This window comes from Ruegeria sp. A3M17, assembly GCF_003318255.1.
Lineage (GTDB): Bacteria > Pseudomonadota > Alphaproteobacteria > Rhodobacterales > Rhodobacteraceae > Ruegeria.
The window spans coordinates 1-17,772 of the sequence record NZ_QOCF01000005.1 but is presented as its reverse complement, the minus strand read 5'-3'; the positions used below and the strand labels follow the sequence as shown (position 1 = coordinate 17,772).

The 17,772-nt window shown below is 53.0% G+C and carries 13 protein-coding genes; 10 read left to right on the top strand and 3 right to left on the bottom strand.

Annotated features, from left to right (window positions below; all coding sequences use genetic code 11):
* Positions 1-37: 37 nt before the first annotated feature.
* From DS906_RS02365 to DS906_RS02355, 3 genes are all read left to right on the top strand, one after another.
* Positions 38-982 carry a cytochrome c family protein gene (locus tag DS906_RS02365; protein ID WP_113788659.1) on the top strand — a complete coding sequence of 315 codons (945 nt, stop codon included), beginning with the start codon at positions 38-40 and terminating at the stop codon, positions 980-982.
* An 87-nt stretch (positions 983-1,069) separates the two neighbouring features.
* A complete protein-coding gene (locus DS906_RS02360) occupies positions 1,070-2,092 on the top strand; it encodes an Ldh family oxidoreductase (protein ID WP_113788658.1) in 1,023 nt (340 codons plus the stop codon).
* A gap of 75 nt (positions 2,093-2,167) precedes the next feature.
* Complete coding sequence (locus tag DS906_RS02355) at positions 2,168-4,474, top strand: Tex family protein (RefSeq protein ID WP_113788657.1); 2,307 nt, start codon at positions 2,168-2,170, stop codon at positions 4,472-4,474.
* 28 nt (positions 4,475-4,502) lie between these two features.
* On the opposite strand, the gene DS906_RS02350 is transcribed toward DS906_RS02355, so the two are convergent.
* Positions 4,503-5,762, bottom strand: a complete 1,260-nt coding sequence (locus tag DS906_RS02350; RefSeq protein ID WP_113788656.1) for a replication initiation protein — start codon at positions 5,760-5,762, stop codon at positions 4,503-4,505.
* A 579-nt stretch (positions 5,763-6,341) separates the two neighbouring features.
* On the opposite strand from DS906_RS02350, the gene DS906_RS02345 reads away from it, so the two are divergent.
* Entirely contained in the window at positions 6,342-7,727 is a 1,386-nt protein-coding gene (locus DS906_RS02345) for an AAA family ATPase (protein WP_113788655.1), read from the top strand.
* Positions 7,720-8,787 (top strand): ParB/RepB/Spo0J family partition protein, encoded by a 1,068-nt coding sequence (locus DS906_RS02340; protein ID WP_113788654.1) that lies wholly within the window; start codon positions 7,720-7,722, stop codon positions 8,785-8,787. Before DS906_RS02345 ends, DS906_RS02340 begins: the two co-directional genes overlap by 8 nt.
* Positions 8,788-9,031: 244 nt before the next feature.
* Here the strand turns inward: DS906_RS02340 and DS906_RS02335 are convergent, their stop codons facing one another.
* Positions 9,032-9,715, bottom strand: a complete 684-nt coding sequence (locus DS906_RS02335; protein WP_113788701.1) for an IS6 family transposase — start codon at positions 9,713-9,715, stop codon at positions 9,032-9,034.
* Positions 9,716-10,197: 482 nt separating this feature from the next.
* On the opposite strand from DS906_RS02335, the gene DS906_RS02330 reads away from it, so the two are divergent.
* The 5 genes from DS906_RS02330 to DS906_RS02310 all read left to right on the top strand — a co-directional run bounded on the left by DS906_RS02330 (position 10,198) and on the right by DS906_RS02310 (position 16,655).
* A complete protein-coding gene (locus DS906_RS02330; RefSeq protein WP_113788653.1) occupies positions 10,198-11,280 on the top strand; it encodes a Fic family protein in 1,083 nt (360 codons plus the stop codon).
* Positions 11,281-11,774: 494 nt separating this feature from the next.
* Complete coding sequence (locus DS906_RS02325) at positions 11,775-12,800, top strand: ABC transporter substrate-binding protein (protein ID WP_113788652.1); 1,026 nt, start codon at positions 11,775-11,777, stop codon at positions 12,798-12,800.
* Positions 12,801-15,017 (top strand): iron ABC transporter permease, encoded by a 2,217-nt coding sequence (locus tag DS906_RS02320; RefSeq protein ID WP_113788651.1) that lies wholly within the window; start codon positions 12,801-12,803, stop codon positions 15,015-15,017. It begins immediately after the preceding gene.
* Entirely contained in the window at positions 15,014-16,087 is a 1,074-nt protein-coding gene (locus tag DS906_RS02315) for an ABC transporter ATP-binding protein (protein WP_113788650.1), read from the top strand. Before DS906_RS02320 ends, DS906_RS02315 begins: the two co-directional genes overlap by 4 nt.
* A gap of 1 nt (position 16,088) precedes the next feature.
* Positions 16,089-16,655 (top strand): histidine phosphatase family protein, encoded by a 567-nt coding sequence (locus tag DS906_RS02310; protein ID WP_113788649.1) that lies wholly within the window; start codon positions 16,089-16,091, stop codon positions 16,653-16,655.
* Positions 16,656-16,661: 6 nt separating this feature from the next.
* Here the strand turns inward: DS906_RS02310 and DS906_RS02305 are convergent, their stop codons facing one another.
* Positions 16,662-17,453, bottom strand: coding sequence for an inositol monophosphatase family protein (locus DS906_RS02305; protein WP_113788648.1), 792 nt, complete (start codon positions 17,451-17,453; stop codon positions 16,662-16,664).
* Between the last annotated feature and the right edge of the window lie 319 nt (positions 17,454-17,772).

The following is a 17,772-nucleotide window of genomic DNA, read 5'->3' as shown; positions in this document are numbered from 1 at the left end:
GCGGGGTCAGGACTGACATAACCCGAGGAGGAAAGAAATGAAACTTCTGTTGAAGGCAGTCACAATCGCGTCGGCGATTGTTGCAACCCCTGTTTTGCCCCAAACTTGGACGTTAGCCCCCGAAGGTTCGCATCTGGCCTATGGTTCGATCAAAAAAGATACCGTGGGCGAAGTTAATTCCTTCACTAGTCTCTCTGGCCAAGTCGGCCCGGACGGCAAGGCCGATATTGAAATTGACCTTTCGTCGGTGGAAACCAATATCGACATTCGCAACGAACGAATGGTTGAATACGTGTTCCGCAAAGCTGGCAGCGCATCGCTGACGGCGCAATTCGACATGGCAGATGTAACGGCCCTGAGCGTTGGGGAAACCACGATTGTCGATGTCGAAGCGATGCTTTCGCTGGCAGGCACAGATGTAGCGTTTGATGCCGAGATGTTTGTGGCGCGCCTGTCTGAAACATCAGTCTTGGTTTCAACAAATGACATGGTGTTCATCAGTACAGAAGATGCAGGCGTCGATGCTGGTGTGGAAAAGTTGATGGAATTGGCCGACCTGCCCGGCATCACCCGGACCGTACCCATCACAGCGCGCCTGATATTTAATCTGGACGAAAATAAAGCCGAAGTTGAACCCACCGCCACAGGCGTAACTGCAGCCGTTGCTATCGAAGGTGACATCAAAGCAGGTAAGAAGGTGTTCCGCAAATGCAGCGCATGCCACAAGTTGGACGAAAACCGACACACAGTCGGTCCATCGCTTCACCGCATTATCGGCGCTACGGCCGGTCAGGCTGACGGATTTAAGTTCTCGGCCCCTTTGCAGGAGTCCGGTATCATCTGGACACCCGAAACCCTGACCGCCTTTCTTGCGGATCCCAAAGACACAGTTCCGGGCAACAAGATGCAGTTTCGTGGCCTGAAAAAGGAAGCCGATATCCTGAATGTGATCGCCTATTTGCAAGCCGAAGCACAGGGCTAAACCTGAGCCAATCTAATAAGGCGGGTTCCCTTTACACGCACCGCCACGCTATCCCTTGTCTGACCTCAGACAAGGGAGACGCGCGGCATGAGCGACACGGTCAAACTGACACTAGACGAGATCCGGAACCTCAGCCTGTCCATCTTGACCAAGTCGGGGTTTGGCCCGGAACACGCGGCAGCCATTGCCGATGTATTGACGACCTGCCAGGTCGACGATTGCCAATCTCACGGGTTGTTCCGCCTGTTCATGTGCAATGACACCATGAAGGCGGGCAAGATTGACGGGCATGTGGCTCCGGTTGTTGAGCCTTCGGATAATGCCATTGTTCGTGTCGATGCGCGCGGAGGCATGTCTTTGCTCGCTTTTCGCGAAGCATTGCCTGTGCTGATCAAAAAGACCCGCACCCACGGCATCGCTGCAATGGCAATCAATCGCTGTTTTCACTTCTCGGCCCTTTGGCCCGAAGTGGAAAGTCTGTCTTCAGAAGGTCTGGCCGCGATGGCGATGGTGCCCAGCCACAGCTGGGTCGCACCGGCTGGGGGGACTCGGGGCAGTCTAGGTACAAACCCGCTGGCTTTCAGCTGGCCGCGTCAGGGCAAGGACCCCTTCACGTTTGATTTTGCCACCAGCGCCTTTGCCCGTGGTGAGATTGAGCTTTATCACAGGGCGGGTAAGCCCCTGCCCGAAGGTGTGGCGATAGACAAGGACGGCAATCCGACCACCGATCCGCAAACTGCGATGGAGGGGGCGATGCTGACCTTCGGCAGCTACAAGGGGTCGGCACTGTCAATCATGATCGAGCTGTTGGCCGGTCCGTTGATCGACGACCTGACCAGCCTGGAAAGCATGGAGTTTGCCGAGGGCCAAGGCGGCGCGCCATATCACGGCGAGATCATTCTGGCTTTTGACCCCGCCCAGTTCAGCGGTGGTCGTGCCGCAGCAAATGATGATCGCGCCGAACGTTTATTTGCCGATATCGTCGATCAGGGTGCACGCTTGCCATCGCAAAGACGTTTCGCTGCGCGCGCGCGCAACACTGCCCGTGGATACGTTGAGATCGCGAAAACCCTGCACGAAGATTTGCTGGTTTTGGCCGAACAAGTGTAAGGCCCGCGATCTTCTCTTTCCCTTAGCGGTGCGGCTGGCTAAGAAGTTCCTCCCAATTGAATTCAGGAGGCCCCCTTGGACCGCATCGCCCGCACCATCGCCACCGAAATCAACGCCCGCCCCGAACAGGTCGGTGCAGCGGTAAAATTGCTGGACGAAGGGGCCACGGTTCCATTCGTGGCGCGTTACCGTAAAGAGGTGACAGGCGGATTGGATGACACGCAACTTCGAACCTTGGCGGACCGTTTGACCTATCTGCGCGAACTAGAGGCGCGGCGCGCAACCATCCTGAGTTCAATCAAGGATCAGGACAAGTTGACCGACGAGTTGGCGAAATCCATCGCACAGGCAGACACCAAAGCCCAACTGGAAGACATCTACCTGCCCTACAAGCCCAAGCGCCGCACTAAGGCGATGATTGCGCGTGAAAACGGGCTGGAACCGCTCGCCGATGCAATCCTAGCGAACCGTTCCACCGATCCCGAAGGGCTGGCACAGGGTTACATTGGCGAGCCGGTTCCCACGACAAAAGACGCATTGAATGGCGCTCGGGACATAATCACTGAACGGTTGACTGAAAACGCCACCCTTCTGGGTGAATTGCGAAATTTCATGCAACGCGAGGCCTTGCTGACCTCGAAAGTGATCGAGGGCAAACAGCAAGAAGGCGCCAAGTTCAGCGACTACTTCGATCATTCGGAGCTTTGGGCCAAGACCCCATCGCACCGCGCCCTTGCAATGTTACGAGCGTCGAAAGAGGGGATCGTCACGCTGGACATCGCCCCCGAGCCCGAGGCTGGCGCCGCGCGAGCCGAAGCCATGGTGGCTGCTCATCTGCAGACACGCAGCGATGCACCCGGTGATAAATGGCTGCGAAAGGTTGCCGGCTGGACGTGGCGGGTAAAACTGTCCCTTTCGATGATGGTCGAGTTGATGGCCGATTTACGCAGCCGTGCGCAAGTCGAAGCAATTCACGTTTTTTCACGCAATCTCAAAGACTTACTATTTTCCGCACCCGCCGGCGCGAGGGCCACGTTGGGATTAGATCCCGGAATCCGAACCGGCGTCAAAGCCGCAGTCGTTGATGCAACAGGAAAGGTGGTTGCGACGGAAACCTTGTACCCATTCCAACCCAAGAATGATTTGCGCGGATCGCAGGCGGCGATCCTGCGCTTGATCTCAGCCCACAAGATTGACCTCATCGCTATTGGCAACGGCACAGCGAGCCGCGAGACCGAAAAGATGGTTGCTGACACGTTAAGGCCGCTGCCGAAGGGCGTCAAAGTCCCAACGAAGGTTGTCGTTTCAGAAGCCGGAGCTTCGGTTTATTCGGCATCAGAATTGGCCGCACGTGAATTTCCGGACCTGGACGTATCGCTGCGTGGCGCTGTTTCGATTGCCCGTCGCTTGCAGGATCCGCTGGCAGAGCTAGTAAAGATCGAACCAAAATCCATAGGCGTCGGTCAATACCAGCACGACGTTGATCAACATCGCCTGTCCCAGTCGCTGGCTTCCGTGATCGAAGACGTTGTGAATGCTGTGGGTGTGGATCTAAATACAGCCTCTGCCCCCCTACTCTCACACGTTTCTGGTCTTGGGCCCGGCCTTGCAGAGGCCATTGTCATGCATCGTGATCTGAACGGTGCATTCCAATCCCGCAAGGAGTTGCTGGGCGTCGCGCGTCTTGGGCCGCGCGCCTACGAACAGTGCGCAGGTTTTTTGCGGATACGGGATGGCGTGGAACCCTTGGACGCGTCCTCGGTGCATCCAGAAGCATACAAAATTGCGAAACGGGTCGTATCTGCCTGTGGCCGTGATATTCGCCAAATCATGGGGCATGACGGTGCCTTGAAAGGGCTGCGCGTAGAACAGTTCGTGGATGAAGATTTTGGCCTTCCGACAGTGCAAGACATTTTCTCAGAGCTGGAAAAACCCGGTCGTGATCCACGCCCCAGTTTCGTGACCGCTTCGTTTACTGATGGGGTCGAAGAGATTACCGATTTGAAACCAGGAATGGTGCTGGAAGGGACAGTCACCAACGTGGCCGCGTTTGGCGCCTTTGTCGACGTGGGCGTGCATCAGGACGGTTTGGTCCATGTCAGTCAACTTGCGGACAGATTTGTCAAAGACCCGCATGAGGTGGTAAAAACGGGCCAGGTGGTCAAAGTCACCGTGGTCGAGATTGACGTGCAACGCAAACGTATTGCTCTGACCATGCGAAAGGATAGCGGAGACTCGGCGAGTCAAGAACAGGACGCAAAGGGTGCAGATAAACGCTCCCACCGCTCAAAAGGGAAACAGGCGCAATACGCAAAATCTGGAGAAAACGCGCACCACAGCGCATTTGGTGACGCTTTAAAATCTGCGCTCAAAAAGCAGTAGCCTTGGATACGCGTTATTGAAACAACGCTCACGCGAATGCCTCTGGTTCAAGCTCCTCCCAGAACTCAAATATCTTTGTGGCGTTCAACCCTGATCGCCACCCATGAGCTCTGAAATGTTCTCGGTCAAGATCATTATCAAGGTCCGAAAGAAAGAGCCGCTTGTCGGCATCGCGTTGCGTTGGGTTTCGCCGCGAAACCAGGTCCTCAACAATTGCCAACCGCCGCGCACGTTCGGTTCGCTCGGCAGTCCGTGCTTCGTATTCCTTGTCCTGCTGCTCTTGTTCTGCAGTTCTGCGTTTTGCTGCTTCACCCACTGATGGGTCTGGCGCCGCCGACGTCTTCTTTTCTGGCGCTTGATAATTGTCCCGCAAGGCAGCGGACAGAAAACCAAGAGTCGATTTTATGCCATCCTTGCCCCTGGCATATTCGAGCTTTTCCCGAACATAGTCTTCACCATGCTCAGAAATCCATTGACGTGCCAACCTGTCGGACACGCCTTGCTGGCGTAGCGTCTTGTAGATTGTGAGGTTGCGAACGCCATCTTCATCATCAATCTCAAACATCGCTTTCTGCGGGTTACCCTTTATCAGGAACCGGATATCTGTAACTGTTCGTCCTTTCTTTTGGAATTCGGGCTCAATGAGAATATCAGAGCTTTTGTTAACTTCGGCGACAGCTGGTTTAATGATCTTGGCATTTAGGTGCTTGAAGCTGCCGTAGTAATCGCTCCCGTCGACCCCCATGAGTTTCCTGAAGACATCCAGCGCCCACCAACCCGTCGACCCTGTCCGGACAAATCGATAGCAATTTTCATAAAGCGCTAAACCGTGCCCTGAACTAAAATTTCTCTGAATCTGGACATTTATTAGCGCGTAAATCTTTGGATCATAGAGTTTTTGTGCCAACGCCGGTGAATATGCGTATTCACAGATACCATTCTTCAGTTTGGCAAAACTCAACAAAGATGAGACACCCCATTCTTGGCGCCCCTGTTCGTCTAGCATATCCCATTCCGCGACCGTTTCGGCCAGAGCCCGCAAGCTTGCACGCAGAGTGTCAAAGTCGTTTGAGTTATACCCAACCATCATCGCCAATGTTCTGGCATCAATTGTATGGGTAGGTGCGGACGTTAAAGCATCATAGGCATTCAACAATAAAACGTTCGACAACTTACGTTGCAACAACGACAGCTTGCCACTGATGTGAATCGCGGCAACGTTCTTCTTCACTGTCTCACGGCGTAACGCGCCTGAGAGATTGTCCATGTCAACTTGTGTATCCGGCATGATTCTGCCTGGCTGCTCATTTCCTTATTGTTTGCATGATAGGTACCTGAGTTGCAATCTTATTTGGGTGCCCAAATACAGGATTAGCTCAATCCCGTGGATGGGTACCTATTGGGAGCGGTCCTGAGGTTATCCACAGAAACACCAAAAATGGGATTCCCTCGAAGCAAAGAACAAGGATACTCCCATGCGCTGAACCACGTATTAGAGCCTTTTCCACCCTGAAAAGCTCCGTCCTGAGAATCGGCCCCCTATTTACCGTAACTTGACACTATAGAACCTGTGTTTGGGTACCTATGATCCCGTATTAAGGTCCTCTAAACCCTGTAAACGGATACCCATTGTATGTTAAGCTATTGTTTTTTTAACTTTTTTCTATCCCAAAGATTCTAAATATTACAAATTAACTAAACGATTTGTTGCGTTCGTTTTCATTGTTTGTTTGAGTTTCGCTGCGAAACCTAGTGGTCGCCCCAACTTCTGCGGAAAAATCGAAAAGGAAGGATAGCCTCCCACCCAAATGTTCGTTATATTGCACCATATACGCCGACAAGGCGTACATTACCTGAGGTATCGACAGTGAATAAGACTAACCAACCTCCCCTTCCCCCTTATCTTAATCTCGATCCGGAAAAAGCAGCAGCGAAGTTGCCAGATCCTATTGGAACTTCGCGATTCGCAAAAGCTGCCACTTTCTGTGCAAAAGGACGCGAAGATTTAGCTCGGAGAGGCTATGCGCCCGACGGTGAAAAACGTTTACGTCGTTTCTCTATCTGGGAAATCACCAAATACCTTATTCCTGTAGCGCCTGCTCACCTAAGACGTGTTCTCAAAGCTAATACAGAGCTTCCACAAGGAGAAGGAGAAGCAGGGTCAAAGTGGTTTACTCTTGAAGAGGTTCTAATCCTTCGAAAACACTTTGCGGCAGAAGGTGTCAGCACCAAAGAATACTTGCCATATCGCCCGGAGGGCCTGCCTGCGAAAGTTGTATCGGTAGCAAACTTCAAAGGCGGGGTTGGCAAAACTTCCACTGCGGCTCACCTCGCTATGTCTGCGGCATTGGATGGGTACAAAGTTCTTGTAATCGATTTGGATAGCCAGGGATCGATGACATCAATTCTTGGCGGAACAGTTGCGGACGAATGGCAAACAGTATTTCCGCTAATAGCCAAAGATTACGCAAGGGCTGTTCAAGAAGAGAACCGCGTCAGACAGGTTGGCGGGCAGGCCGAAATCCCTTTGGACGAAACACTGCAAGAGGCGTTAAATACAACCCCAACCGATGTAATTCAGAAAACCCATTGGCCCAATATTGACCTTATTGGTGCACAACTGAATTTGTATTGGGCAGAGTTTCAGATTCCGGTGTGGCGTATGGGATTAAGAAGTTGGCCATTGTGGGATGGCCTCACCAATTTTCTCGAGAATGAGGGTATTCTCAACGATTACGACGTCGTCTTCATTGATACTCCTCCTGCTCTTGGGTACCTAACTATCAACGCACTGGCTGCGGCTGACATCCTTTTGGTGCCGCTTGGAGCTTCGTTCCTAGAGTTCGATTCAACCGGCCGGTTCTTTGACATGCTCTATACGACGTTCGCAAGTATTGAAGATGGGGAAAATACCGCCCAACGAGCAGCCGGATTGCCAGAGTTGAAGTTCGAATGGGATGTCGTTCGGGCAATCATTACCCGATTTGATGCCAGCCAACAGACAGATATGGCGAACGTGATCCAAGCGTACTTTGGCGACTTCATGAACGCTTACCGACAGGATTTCACTGCTTTGGTAGGGCAGGCCGGTGAACAAGTGAATGGTATTTACGAGGCTGACTACCGAGATTTTAACCGCGAAACCTATGTCCGCGGGCGTGAAACTTTTGATCGTACATACGCGGAATTCAAAGAAGTTCTAATAGGTTGTTGGTGGCGTGATGCCCAATTGGGAGGAGAGTCGAATGGCTAAACGTAGAAGACTTGCTGTTCCAAACACAGCGGAATTGGAAGAGTTGGAGGTGGGTTTCGCGGCGAAACCTTCTTTGAATTCGTTTGAAGGAACAACATCTACACCCCCGATTGCCCAGGTAGCAGCTGAGGCTGCGTCCTTAAGCGGAATGGCAACTGTCACAGACCGTGTCGAATTAGCCAAAGATCAAAGCGACGCTGCAAGGTGGCGGGACGCAAAGGATGCTGGTTTGGTGGCTGAAATGCTGCCGATCGAGCTGATAGATGCCGAATACATTCGTCGAGATCGGATGGTCGAAGACGAAGAGGCTATGGCGGAGCTCTTGGAGTCTTTGAAAACAAATGGGCTGCGTACACCTATTGAAGTGACGCGCGAAGGCAATGGTTTTGGTCTTATCTCGGGTTTCAGGCGCTTGGACGCGTTTCGTCGTTTGTCCAAAACTGATGATCGATTTTCTAGCATTCCGGCCTTCGTAAGAGGCGCCGGTTCGGGGCAGGGGGCTTACGTGTCGATGGTTGAGGAAAACGAGCTACGCTCTAACCTAAGCCCATACGAACGTGGACGTATCGCAGTTTTGGCCGTAGGGCAGGGGATATTCGAGTCGACTGAGGCCGCAGTCGATGTCTTGTTTGCGGCGGCCTCCAAAGCCAAAAGATCAAAAGTTCGCAGCTTTGCGATGGTCCATGAAGGACTTGGTGACTTGCTCCAGCATCCTGTGGCACTTTCGGAAAAAGCGGGATTGAAGCTCGCGTCGGCGCTGAGAGGGGGTGCCCAGAGCAAACTTCGTCAGGCACTTGCAGAGGCAGAGGTTTTTGACCCGAAAACCGAGTGGGACGTTCTTGAAAACGCAATGAGTTTGTCTCGTTCGCCCAAGGCCAAGAAGGCCCGTGGAGGACGCCCGCAGCTAGTAAAACCATTAACGCCGGTTAAGTTAGCTGGAGGAGGGAGTGTACAGGCCGAACTGTCTCCAGATGAAGTTCGTATTCGGATCCGGTTGCAGGGAGTATCAGAGGAGGATGCTCAGCGACTGATAGAGCAGATCGCGTTCCACCTAGGTTAGTTTCGTGCAAAACCGGGAAAAAAGGTTGTGCTATCGGTTTCAAATGACAAGTCGAAATTAAGAAAATTCGCACTACTTCCAAGTTACCGACGCAGTGGGCAAAAGGGGGCTATAATGATCATTATAGGACTTTAATCTTTACCACCTTAAAGTCCTATATGAACTTATACTCGTCGGAACGAGATTGTGTGGGTTCCGTTGCAAAGTTTGTGGTTGTTCGGAATACTGCTTTTGTGCCGATGGTTTAGGCCGCTAGTTCTGTGAACTGTAGAAGTGGACAGATTCCAGACGTGAATTGGCCTTCGCGGATCATGTGCGCGACTTCGATACCTGAAAGAGTTGCAGATGCAGACTCAAAAGACTTAAAGCCAAGCATCGGGCGGGTTCGTCTTTTGATAATCCTGTGATCTTGTTCCACGATGTTATTTAGGTGTTTCCGCCTCACCATCTCTATCGGGAGCGGGCAACCAAAACCTTTGAGCATCCTGTTTTTGGTCTTGATACCAGCTGTATTGGCGCCACTTTTGTCGATGAAGATTTTTCTCGGTAGACCATTGATCTCCAACATCCGGGCGAAGAATTTTGTCGCGGCCGGTTTATTTCGGCGTTGTGAAAGCATGAAATCGAGAGTTTTGCCGTGTTTGTCGACCGCTTGGTAAAGGTAAACCCATGTGCCTTTCACTTTGATATACGTTTCGTCCATTCTCCAAGAGCGATCACACGGACCCTTACGACGGCGCGCTGTTTCAGCAATTACGCCTGCATACCGTGTCACCCAGCGGTTCAGCGTGGTGTGATCGACGGAAACGCCTCGCTCATGCATGATCTCTTTTAGATCGCGATATGACACGCCGTACCGAACATAGAAAAACACTGCGAACAGGATAACATCCTTCGGATATTGCGCGCCTTTGAAAGAGATCATCAACGGACTTTCGACTTCAAAATTTCGATAGCCATTCATCCGAAGCACTCATGAGCGTCAACAGTCAAAAGTTTGCAACACATCCCACAGAAGTGGTCCGGGCGTCTGTTGGCTGCTTATAGCCGAGTTGACCCCGACGTACGCAGCCTGCGCTTTGAAACGGCAGAATAAGACCGCCCCGAGGAATACATGCGGCACAAGCTGTATGTTAAGGGCGGCCATATCAAACATACGGGCATGCAAGGTTTTATTCACAACGGAACGCGTTTTCGGGGACCGGAGATACCGTCGAGCGTTGGCCAAACACTATCCCTTCTGCAGATCCGCAGGGCGGCCTGAGTACTTTCAACCCCGCGGCCTTTTGGTCCTGAAGTGGACCGGCCACGGCTCGCGGAACATACCCTAGCGTCGTTTGATTTGATTTAACTTTTTAATCAGATCAAATCAGGTAGAAAAATGATTGGAATAAGTGTATTAAATTCGTCATGACGCAAGTTTGGCAATCCAAGTACTGGCCCATTTTCAGTTATGACCATGAGCGGGTGGAGCCTTACCTGGCAACATCTTCTCAAATAGTTGGTGAAATGACGGGCCTTATTGATGGCCTTCCGAATGATGACAGGGCAGAGTTTCATCTGTCGCAGATCGCCCAGGAAGTTATGTCATCATTTGGCATCGAAGGCGTGCCCTTAGATGCCACAGAAATCCAGGCATCAATTGTTGCGTCGCTAAGACACCGTGACAGGCACGCCATAGCGCGCCGATCCGATGCAGTTGCAGAGTTGATGGCGGCCGCGAGATCTACGGCGGCACCACTCAGTGCTGACATACTGTTCGACTGGCACCGATTGCTTTTCTTTGGCATCGAAGTGGAAGATCTGGGCCGATGGCGACGCTTTGATCTCGAGATCGTCCGCTCTGCGGTCGCAGGTACCAATGACGTATTATATAAAGCGCCGCCACCCGAGCGGCTTGATCAGGAAATGACTGTCTTTCTGACTTGGTTGGCGCAGAATCAGGGTACACCGGTGCCCATCAAAGCTGCGCTGGCGCATCTGTGGTTTGAATCGATCCACCCATTCTCTGATGGGAATGGACGAATTGGCAGAGCGTTAATTGAATTTGTATTTGCACAACGCAGAGCATTGTCCTTTTCGTTTTCACGTCAGGTCGAGCGGGACAAGAAAGCGTATTATCACGCGCTACAGGCTGGCCGGAAAGAGGGCAGGGGGGCTATCGACGCAACCGAATTCGTCATCTGGTTTTTGCAAACATTGGAAGACGCGGCAGGTTCTGCCCGGGAAGAAGCGAAATTCATCTTGCGGCGCAATCGCTTCTTTCTGCGATTTGCAACAAAGCTCAACGAACGCCAGGAGTTTGTCCTGCGTAAGCTGTTTGAACATGGTCCGTCACGTGTCGATCTTGGCATTGGTGCCAAGGCATTCCGCAAGATCAGCGGTGCATCAACGGCCACTGCGACCAGAGATCTACACTCAATGCAAGCTGCAGGTGTTTTGAAACGTTCTGAGGCAGGTGGACGTTCGACCGTCTATTGGTTGAACTACTAGATTGGGCACTATGGAGTTCGTCCAGTGGCGAGACACCATGTCAGGTCTACAGAGGTGGCAGTACATTGAAAATTTTTACAGAAAGGGCGGAGAGCGGAAGTTCGCAGCAGCCGCGCGGGAACTCAGATTGCAGGCGAAAACCAGACCTTAAATTCGCAATACGATGATTGCTCTACATAGGAGAGAAAGGTCGCTTCGGCAAAGGGCAATCTAAACAATGCGGCATCAAAATACACTCCCGATCTTCTTACTTGGTGCTGTAAACTGGCTTGGTGATTAAAAAGCTGGCGGCGCAAGAAAAATGGTACTCGTGGAATTTCCTTGCAGAACTAACAGTACGGTGTTGAGATTGTTTCTGTCATTGGGAGGCTGGTCGGATATTGATTTGGCCAACGCAATTAGATCCACTAGCGACTTTGAGCGACCGCCTCTAACGACGAATTGACGAGTATCGCGCTGGGAATTTCGGCACGACACATAGGGGAGGAAAGAAATTGAAAAATCTGACGACAACGCTGGCGGGATCGCTGATAGCATTTGCGGCTTCGGTAAGTGCGGCCCAAGCTGAGAAGCTGACGTTTTACTGCTCGGCACAGGAAGATTGGTGTCAACTCATGGCGCGCAGTTTCGAGGATGCCACCGGCATAGACGTCAATATGACCCGCAAGTCGTCGGGCGAGACGTTTGCACAAATTCGCGCGGAAAGTTCTAACCCTAAAGGCGATGTATGGTGGGGCGGTACCGGTGATCCCCATTTGCAAGCGGCCGAAGAAGGCTTGACGATGGAATACGTGTCGCCGATGCGTGACCAGCTTCACGACTGGGCGATCTCGCAGGCTGAAAGTGCAGGTAACAAAACCATCGGAATTTATTCAGGCGCACTCGGCTACGGCTACAACTCCGACCTCCTGGCCGCGAACAGCTTGCCTGAGCCCGCATGTTGGAAAGACTTGCTGAAGCCCGAATATAAAGGGCACGTGCAAATGGCGAACCCGAATTCCTCGGGCACCGCTTATACGACGCTTGCCTCGATGGTTCAGATATTTGGCGAAGACGACGGCTTTGAGTTCATGAAGGGCCTACATTCGAACATCAACCAATACACCAAGTCGGGTTCAGCCCCAATCAAGGCCGCCGGCCGGGGTGAGAACACCATCGGTATCGTCTTCATGCATGATGCGGTCAAGCAGGCCGTATCAGGTTTTCCGGTCAAGGTCGTGGCCCCATGCGAAGGCACAGGCTATGAGATCGGCTCGATGTCGATCATTGACGGCGCTCGAAATGAAGAAGAGGCCAAAAAGTTCTATGACTGGGCGCTCAGCCCCGAGGCCCAGAACCTTGCGCTTGAGGTTAACGCCTTCCAGGTTCCGTCCAACAAAAATGCGGAAACCTCTGAAAGCGCACCTGACATGAGCCAGATCAAGCTGATCGACTATGACTTCAAAAAGTATGGCTCGTCAGATGAACGCAAGCGTCTTTTGCAGAAGTGGGACGAAGAGGTCTCTGTGCTGCCTCAGTAAGTGACTGAAACCAAGTCAAAAACGAACCACCCGGTTCTAATCTTCTGGATTGTTGCCGGGTGGATTGGTTTCTGCCTGCTGCCATGGTTCATGGTAGAGGATGGCATTTGGTCATTCGTATGGCTGGTCGATGGATATCCGTTCGATGAAGATTATGCGCCCGCCGCTTTTCTGGTCGGACAAGGTGAAAAGCTTTGGCTTACGCCGCTTTTGGTCCCGCTTGCGTTGCCTTTGTTGGTACTCGGCAAACCGAAGTCCGATCCGCAATACGCGCGCATCCTGATTTTGGCTGGTGCCTTGGGTTTTGGCTGGCTGATTGCGCAAGGGTTCTCAATTGGCATTCGCGGGTTCAATTTCGACTGGATGAAGGCGCTGTTTGGAGAACCGAAGATCCGCCAGTTCGGCATGGGATACGGCGCGATGATCTGCGCCACAGCGTTCCTGTTCCTTTTAACTCAGGGTATTGCGGCGCGCGGCGCCATCAATGGCGACGTTTTCGTCGTCAGCGCAATTGGTGGCGTCATCACCATTGTTACAGTTTTCGTCTTCTTTCCAATTGCGAAGATGTTGTTTGCCGCCTTCGTTACTGAAGATGGTGCCTATTCAGTTTCGGTTTTTGCCTCGAAGTTCTTTGATGACCGACTTTGGGGCTTGGGTTGTTTTGCCGGTGCCAAATGCGGTGCCGCGTGGAACTCTCTGTTTCTTGCAATTCTTGTGGGTTTCATCACGACCGTGCTTGGCCTTTGTTTCGCGCTTGTCGTCACACGGTCGGGATTCCGCTTTAAACGCGGGATGCGCGCGCTGACGGTCTTGCCGATTATCACACCGCCTTTCGTGATTGGTCTGGCACTGATCCTACTGTTTGGGCTTTCCGGGTCGGTCACCAGATTTGTTGCCGAGATCTTTGGCGTGCAGCCGACGCGCTGGCTATACGGCATGCCCGGGGTGCTGATCGCTCAGACGCTGGCATTTACGCCAATCGCCTTTCTGGTCTTGATCGGGGTAGTCGAAGGGGTGTCGCCTTCGATGGAAGAGGCCGCCCAAACCCTTCGGGCTAATCGTTGGCAAACCTTCAAAACTGTGTCTCTGCCATTGATGCGCCCCGGCCTGGCCAATGCCTTTCTGCTGGGGTTCATCGAATCCATGGCCGATTTTGGCAATCCACTTGTCCTGGGCGGGAATTTTGATGTGCTGTCGACCGAGATATTTTTTGCCATCGTCGGCGCGCAGTATGATCAGGGCCGGGCTGCTGTTCTGGCCATGGTGCTCTTGTTCTTCACACTTTCTGCGTTCTATGCACAGCGCGCGTGGTTGGGAAAAAAGAGCTATACCACCGTTTCCGGTAAAGGCGATGCGGGCGTGCACCCTTTGATGCCGCGCGGCCTTGCCATACCGGTTCTGGGCATCGCAATTGCCTGGGCGATTTTCACTGCCGTGGTTTATGGCATGATCATCTACGGAAGTGTGGTCGAACTGTGGGGCGTCGATAACTCGCTGACGTTCAAGCACTACGTCACTGCCTTTTCGGTCCGCTTCGAGGAAGAGGGCATTCGCTGGACCGGAGCCGCATGGGACAGTTTCTGGACCACGATCACTATTGCCGCAATAGCCGCGCCGCTGACGGCCGCCGTGGGTTTGGTCACGGCCTATCTGCTGACACGGCAAAGTTTCGCGGGCAAGAATGCGTTTGAATTCGGAACGATGCTATCTTTCGCTATTCCCGGCACGGTTATTGGCGTTAGCTATATCCTGGCATTCAATGTGCCCCCGATCGAGATCACCGGCACAGGCGTTATCTTGGTCGTCAGCTTTATCTTCCGCAATATGCCGGTTGGGGTTCGCGCGGGTATCGCGTCGATGTCGCAATTGGACAAATCCCTCGACGAGTCCTCGCTAACGCTTGGTGCGAACTCGTGGCAGACATTCAGGCGTGTGATCCTCCCGCTTTTGCGGCCGGCCATCCTTGCTGCGTTGGTCTATAGTTTTGTCCGGGCAATGACGGCGATTTCGGCGGTGATATTCCTTGTTTCCGCCGAGTATGACATGGCCACCAGCTATATTATCGGTCGGGTCGAGAACAACGATTACGGTCTTGCAATCGCGTACTCCACAACGCTGATCTTCGTGATGTTGGCAGCCGTCGGGATGTTACAAATCCTCGTAGGACGTGTTCAGATCGGGCGACGTACACAACTCGGAGCAGAGAAAACGACATGACCGAAACGACTATAGCAAGTAAGGCCGCGCCTGTTCGTTTCGACGGTGTTTCGAAAGTGTTCGGCAAGGATGTTGTGGCTGTTGATGGCATCGATCTGCACGTCCAAGCGGGCAAACTGGTGACGCTTTTGGGGCCCTCAGGCTGCGGTAAAACGACGACGTTACGCATGATCGCAGGATTGGAAATGGCGACTTCGGGCCGAATTCTGATCGGCGACCGAGACGTGACCAAATTACCTGCTACCGACCGTGACGTGTCGATGGTATTCCAATCCTACGCGCTTTTTCCTCATATGAGCGTGCTAGAGAACGTCATGTATGGGTTGACCTTTTCCGGCTTCGACAGGCGCGAGTCCCGAACGCGCGCGCTGCATGGGTTAAACTTGGTTGGCCTGAAAGGTTTCGACAACCGCTTGCCAAGCGAACTTTCCGGTGGGCAGCAACAGCGCGTTGCCGTCGCTCGTGCATTGGTTTTGGAGCCACAGGTTTTGCTCTTTGACGAACCCCTCTCAAACCTCGACGCGAAACTGCGTCGCCAAGTGCGCGAAGATATCCGTGCCATTCAGCAAGACCTCGGTTTGACCGTCGTCTATGTGACACACGATCAGGAAGAAGCCCTTGCCGTTTCAGACGAGATTGTCGTCATGCGCAACGCTGCCATCGCTCAGATCGGCACGCCGCGTAAACTCTATGATGCGCCGGTTGACCGGTTCGTGGCCGACTTCATTGGTGAGGCCAACCTGATCGATTGCACAATCCTTTCTGTTGAAGGCGATTTAGCCACGATCGAAATCGAGGGCTTTCAACACACGCTCCCCTCACGTGGTCTAGCGCCAGGACCAGCAACGCTGGCCGTGCGCCCGTCACGGATATTGATTGGATCTGACATGGGCATCCCGGCCAAAGTTGCCAAGGCGACCTATGTTGGCGTGCGGATGGAGTACACTCTGGCCGGTGCCTTCGGGCAGATATTTGCTGTGCAGGACGACGTGGACGAACCGCTGGAAATCGGCTCGGAAGTCAAAATGTCTTTTGCCGAACGTGGCCCCGTTCTGTTGCCGGAAGGGTGACGTGGGTAAGCTTTTAGTCGTCTCTCACCCGGAGGTCGTCGTCGAACCAGAGACACCGATCACCGAATGGGGTTTGAGTGAAATTGGCCGCGCCCGAGCCGACACATTCGCACAAAGTCAGACCATGTCGTGCGTGACAGATATATGGTCCAGCACCGAGCGAAAAGCGTCCGAGACAGCGGCTATCCTTGCAAAGCCTTTGGGGTTGGTCGTGAAATCCGAGCCTGGACTGGGAGAGAACGACCGAAGCACCACCGGATTCCTTCTTCCCTCGATATTCGAGGCCGCCGCTGACACCTTCTTCGGTGCACCCAATTCCAGTTTCCGTGGCTGGGAAACAGCCTATGCTGCGCAATTGCGTATCGTTCGAACAGTCCTGTCAATCGTCAAAAACCACGACGGAAGAGACCTGGCCATTGTAACCCACGGCGCGGTCGGAACGCTGCTTTGGTGCCATCTGGCAGGGAAGGAAATTGACCGGCGGTTTGATCAACTTGGGCAGGGCCACTTCTGGCGCGCGGATATTAAATCTCTTCAACCTGAATTCGGGTGGCGCCCGATTGCCTGAAAGACGTCATTCGTTCCAAACGTCGTCGCAGATCATTTTCAACGTCTCGAACACAGCTGGCGTACCAGCGATCACGCGACCACCGTCCCGGATCATCCCGTCGGCGTCTTGATCCTCGATCTCGCCACCTGCTTCGGCAATCATCAACTGACCGGCGAGGCAATCCCAGGCGTTCATGTGCTCTTCAATGTACCCCAAAAGACGTCCCGCCGCGACATAGGCCAGCGAAAGCGCACCGCTTGCATTGCGATGATAGAGAGCGCCACGTTCGATAAGGGCCGCAATCACCGGAACGACCTTTGATGCTTCGACCCGGTTCGAATAGCCAATTGAGACGGTTCCACTTGCCAATTCCACGCTTGAGGCAACCTGCATGGCGTGCCCATTCAAAGTGGCACCTTCGCCTCGGACCGCCACGTAAGTTTCACCAACGTTTGGCTCGAAAATCACACCGACCTGCGTCTGACTGTCCGAAACGCCCGCTAAGACAATCGTCCAGGCAGGAATGCCATTGACGAAGTTCGTTGTCCCATCAATCGGATCGATCACCCAGTCAAAACCGCTGGAGCCAGCTTTTTCGGCGTGTTCTTCGCCATAAATCCCATCATCGGGAAAAGAGTTCATAATCCTTTGACGAATGAAGGTTTCGACGTTGCGATCCGCCTCGCTGACCCAGTCCTGCGCGCCCTTTTGATCAATGACCAAGGTGTCTCTGGCAGCAAAATACTCTAGCGCAAGCGCGCCCGCCTCTTCGGCTACTGCGGCGGCGAAGTTTCTTCGTGCAATGATGTTATGCATTGGTCGGCTCACTTCCTGCTGAATGCATCACCACATCTACGGGAAGGGGTGTCGGAAAACAAAACAGTGTTTGTCAGGTCAAAATCCACTTTCTTCGCGTCAAATGTGTTTCTGTCGAAAGAATGTCCCTATTAAAGCACTCATTCACTTCCACCTAGTGGAGCCGCACATTGCTCGTGACCAACGTCGGCTTTCTTTAGAGAACGCTGCATCGCAGCGATTGTAGTTTTAGCGACGGTCCTGTGTGGATGGTTCCCGCATTGCCGAGAACGTAGACTATGTTCACGGATGAAGTGTCATGGATCTGTCGCAAACTTTG

Excerpts from the sequence above, each read along its gene's own strand:
- DS906_RS02360 (WP_113788658.1), top strand. The coding sequence starts at position 1,070 with ATGAGCGACACGGTCAAACTGACACTAGACGAGATCCGGAACCTCAGC.
- DS906_RS02330 (WP_113788653.1), top strand. The coding sequence starts at position 10,198 with ATGACGCAAGTTTGGCAATCCAAGTACTGGCCCATTTTCAGTTATGAC.
- DS906_RS02340 (WP_113788654.1), top strand. The coding sequence starts at position 7,720 with ATGGCTAAACGTAGAAGACTTGCTGTTCCAAACACAGCGGAATTGGAA.
- DS906_RS02315 (WP_113788650.1), top strand. The coding sequence starts at position 15,014 with ATGACCGAAACGACTATAGCAAGTAAGGCCGCGCCTGTTCGTTTCGAC.
- DS906_RS02365 (WP_113788659.1), top strand. The coding sequence starts at position 38 with ATGAAACTTCTGTTGAAGGCAGTCACAATCGCGTCGGCGATTGTTGCA.
- DS906_RS02305 (WP_113788648.1), bottom strand. The coding sequence starts at position 17,453 with ATGCATAACATCATTGCACGAAGAAACTTCGCCGCCGCAGTAGCCGAA.
- DS906_RS02350 (WP_113788656.1), bottom strand. The coding sequence starts at position 5,762 with ATGCCGGATACACAAGTTGACATGGACAATCTCTCAGGCGCGTTACGC.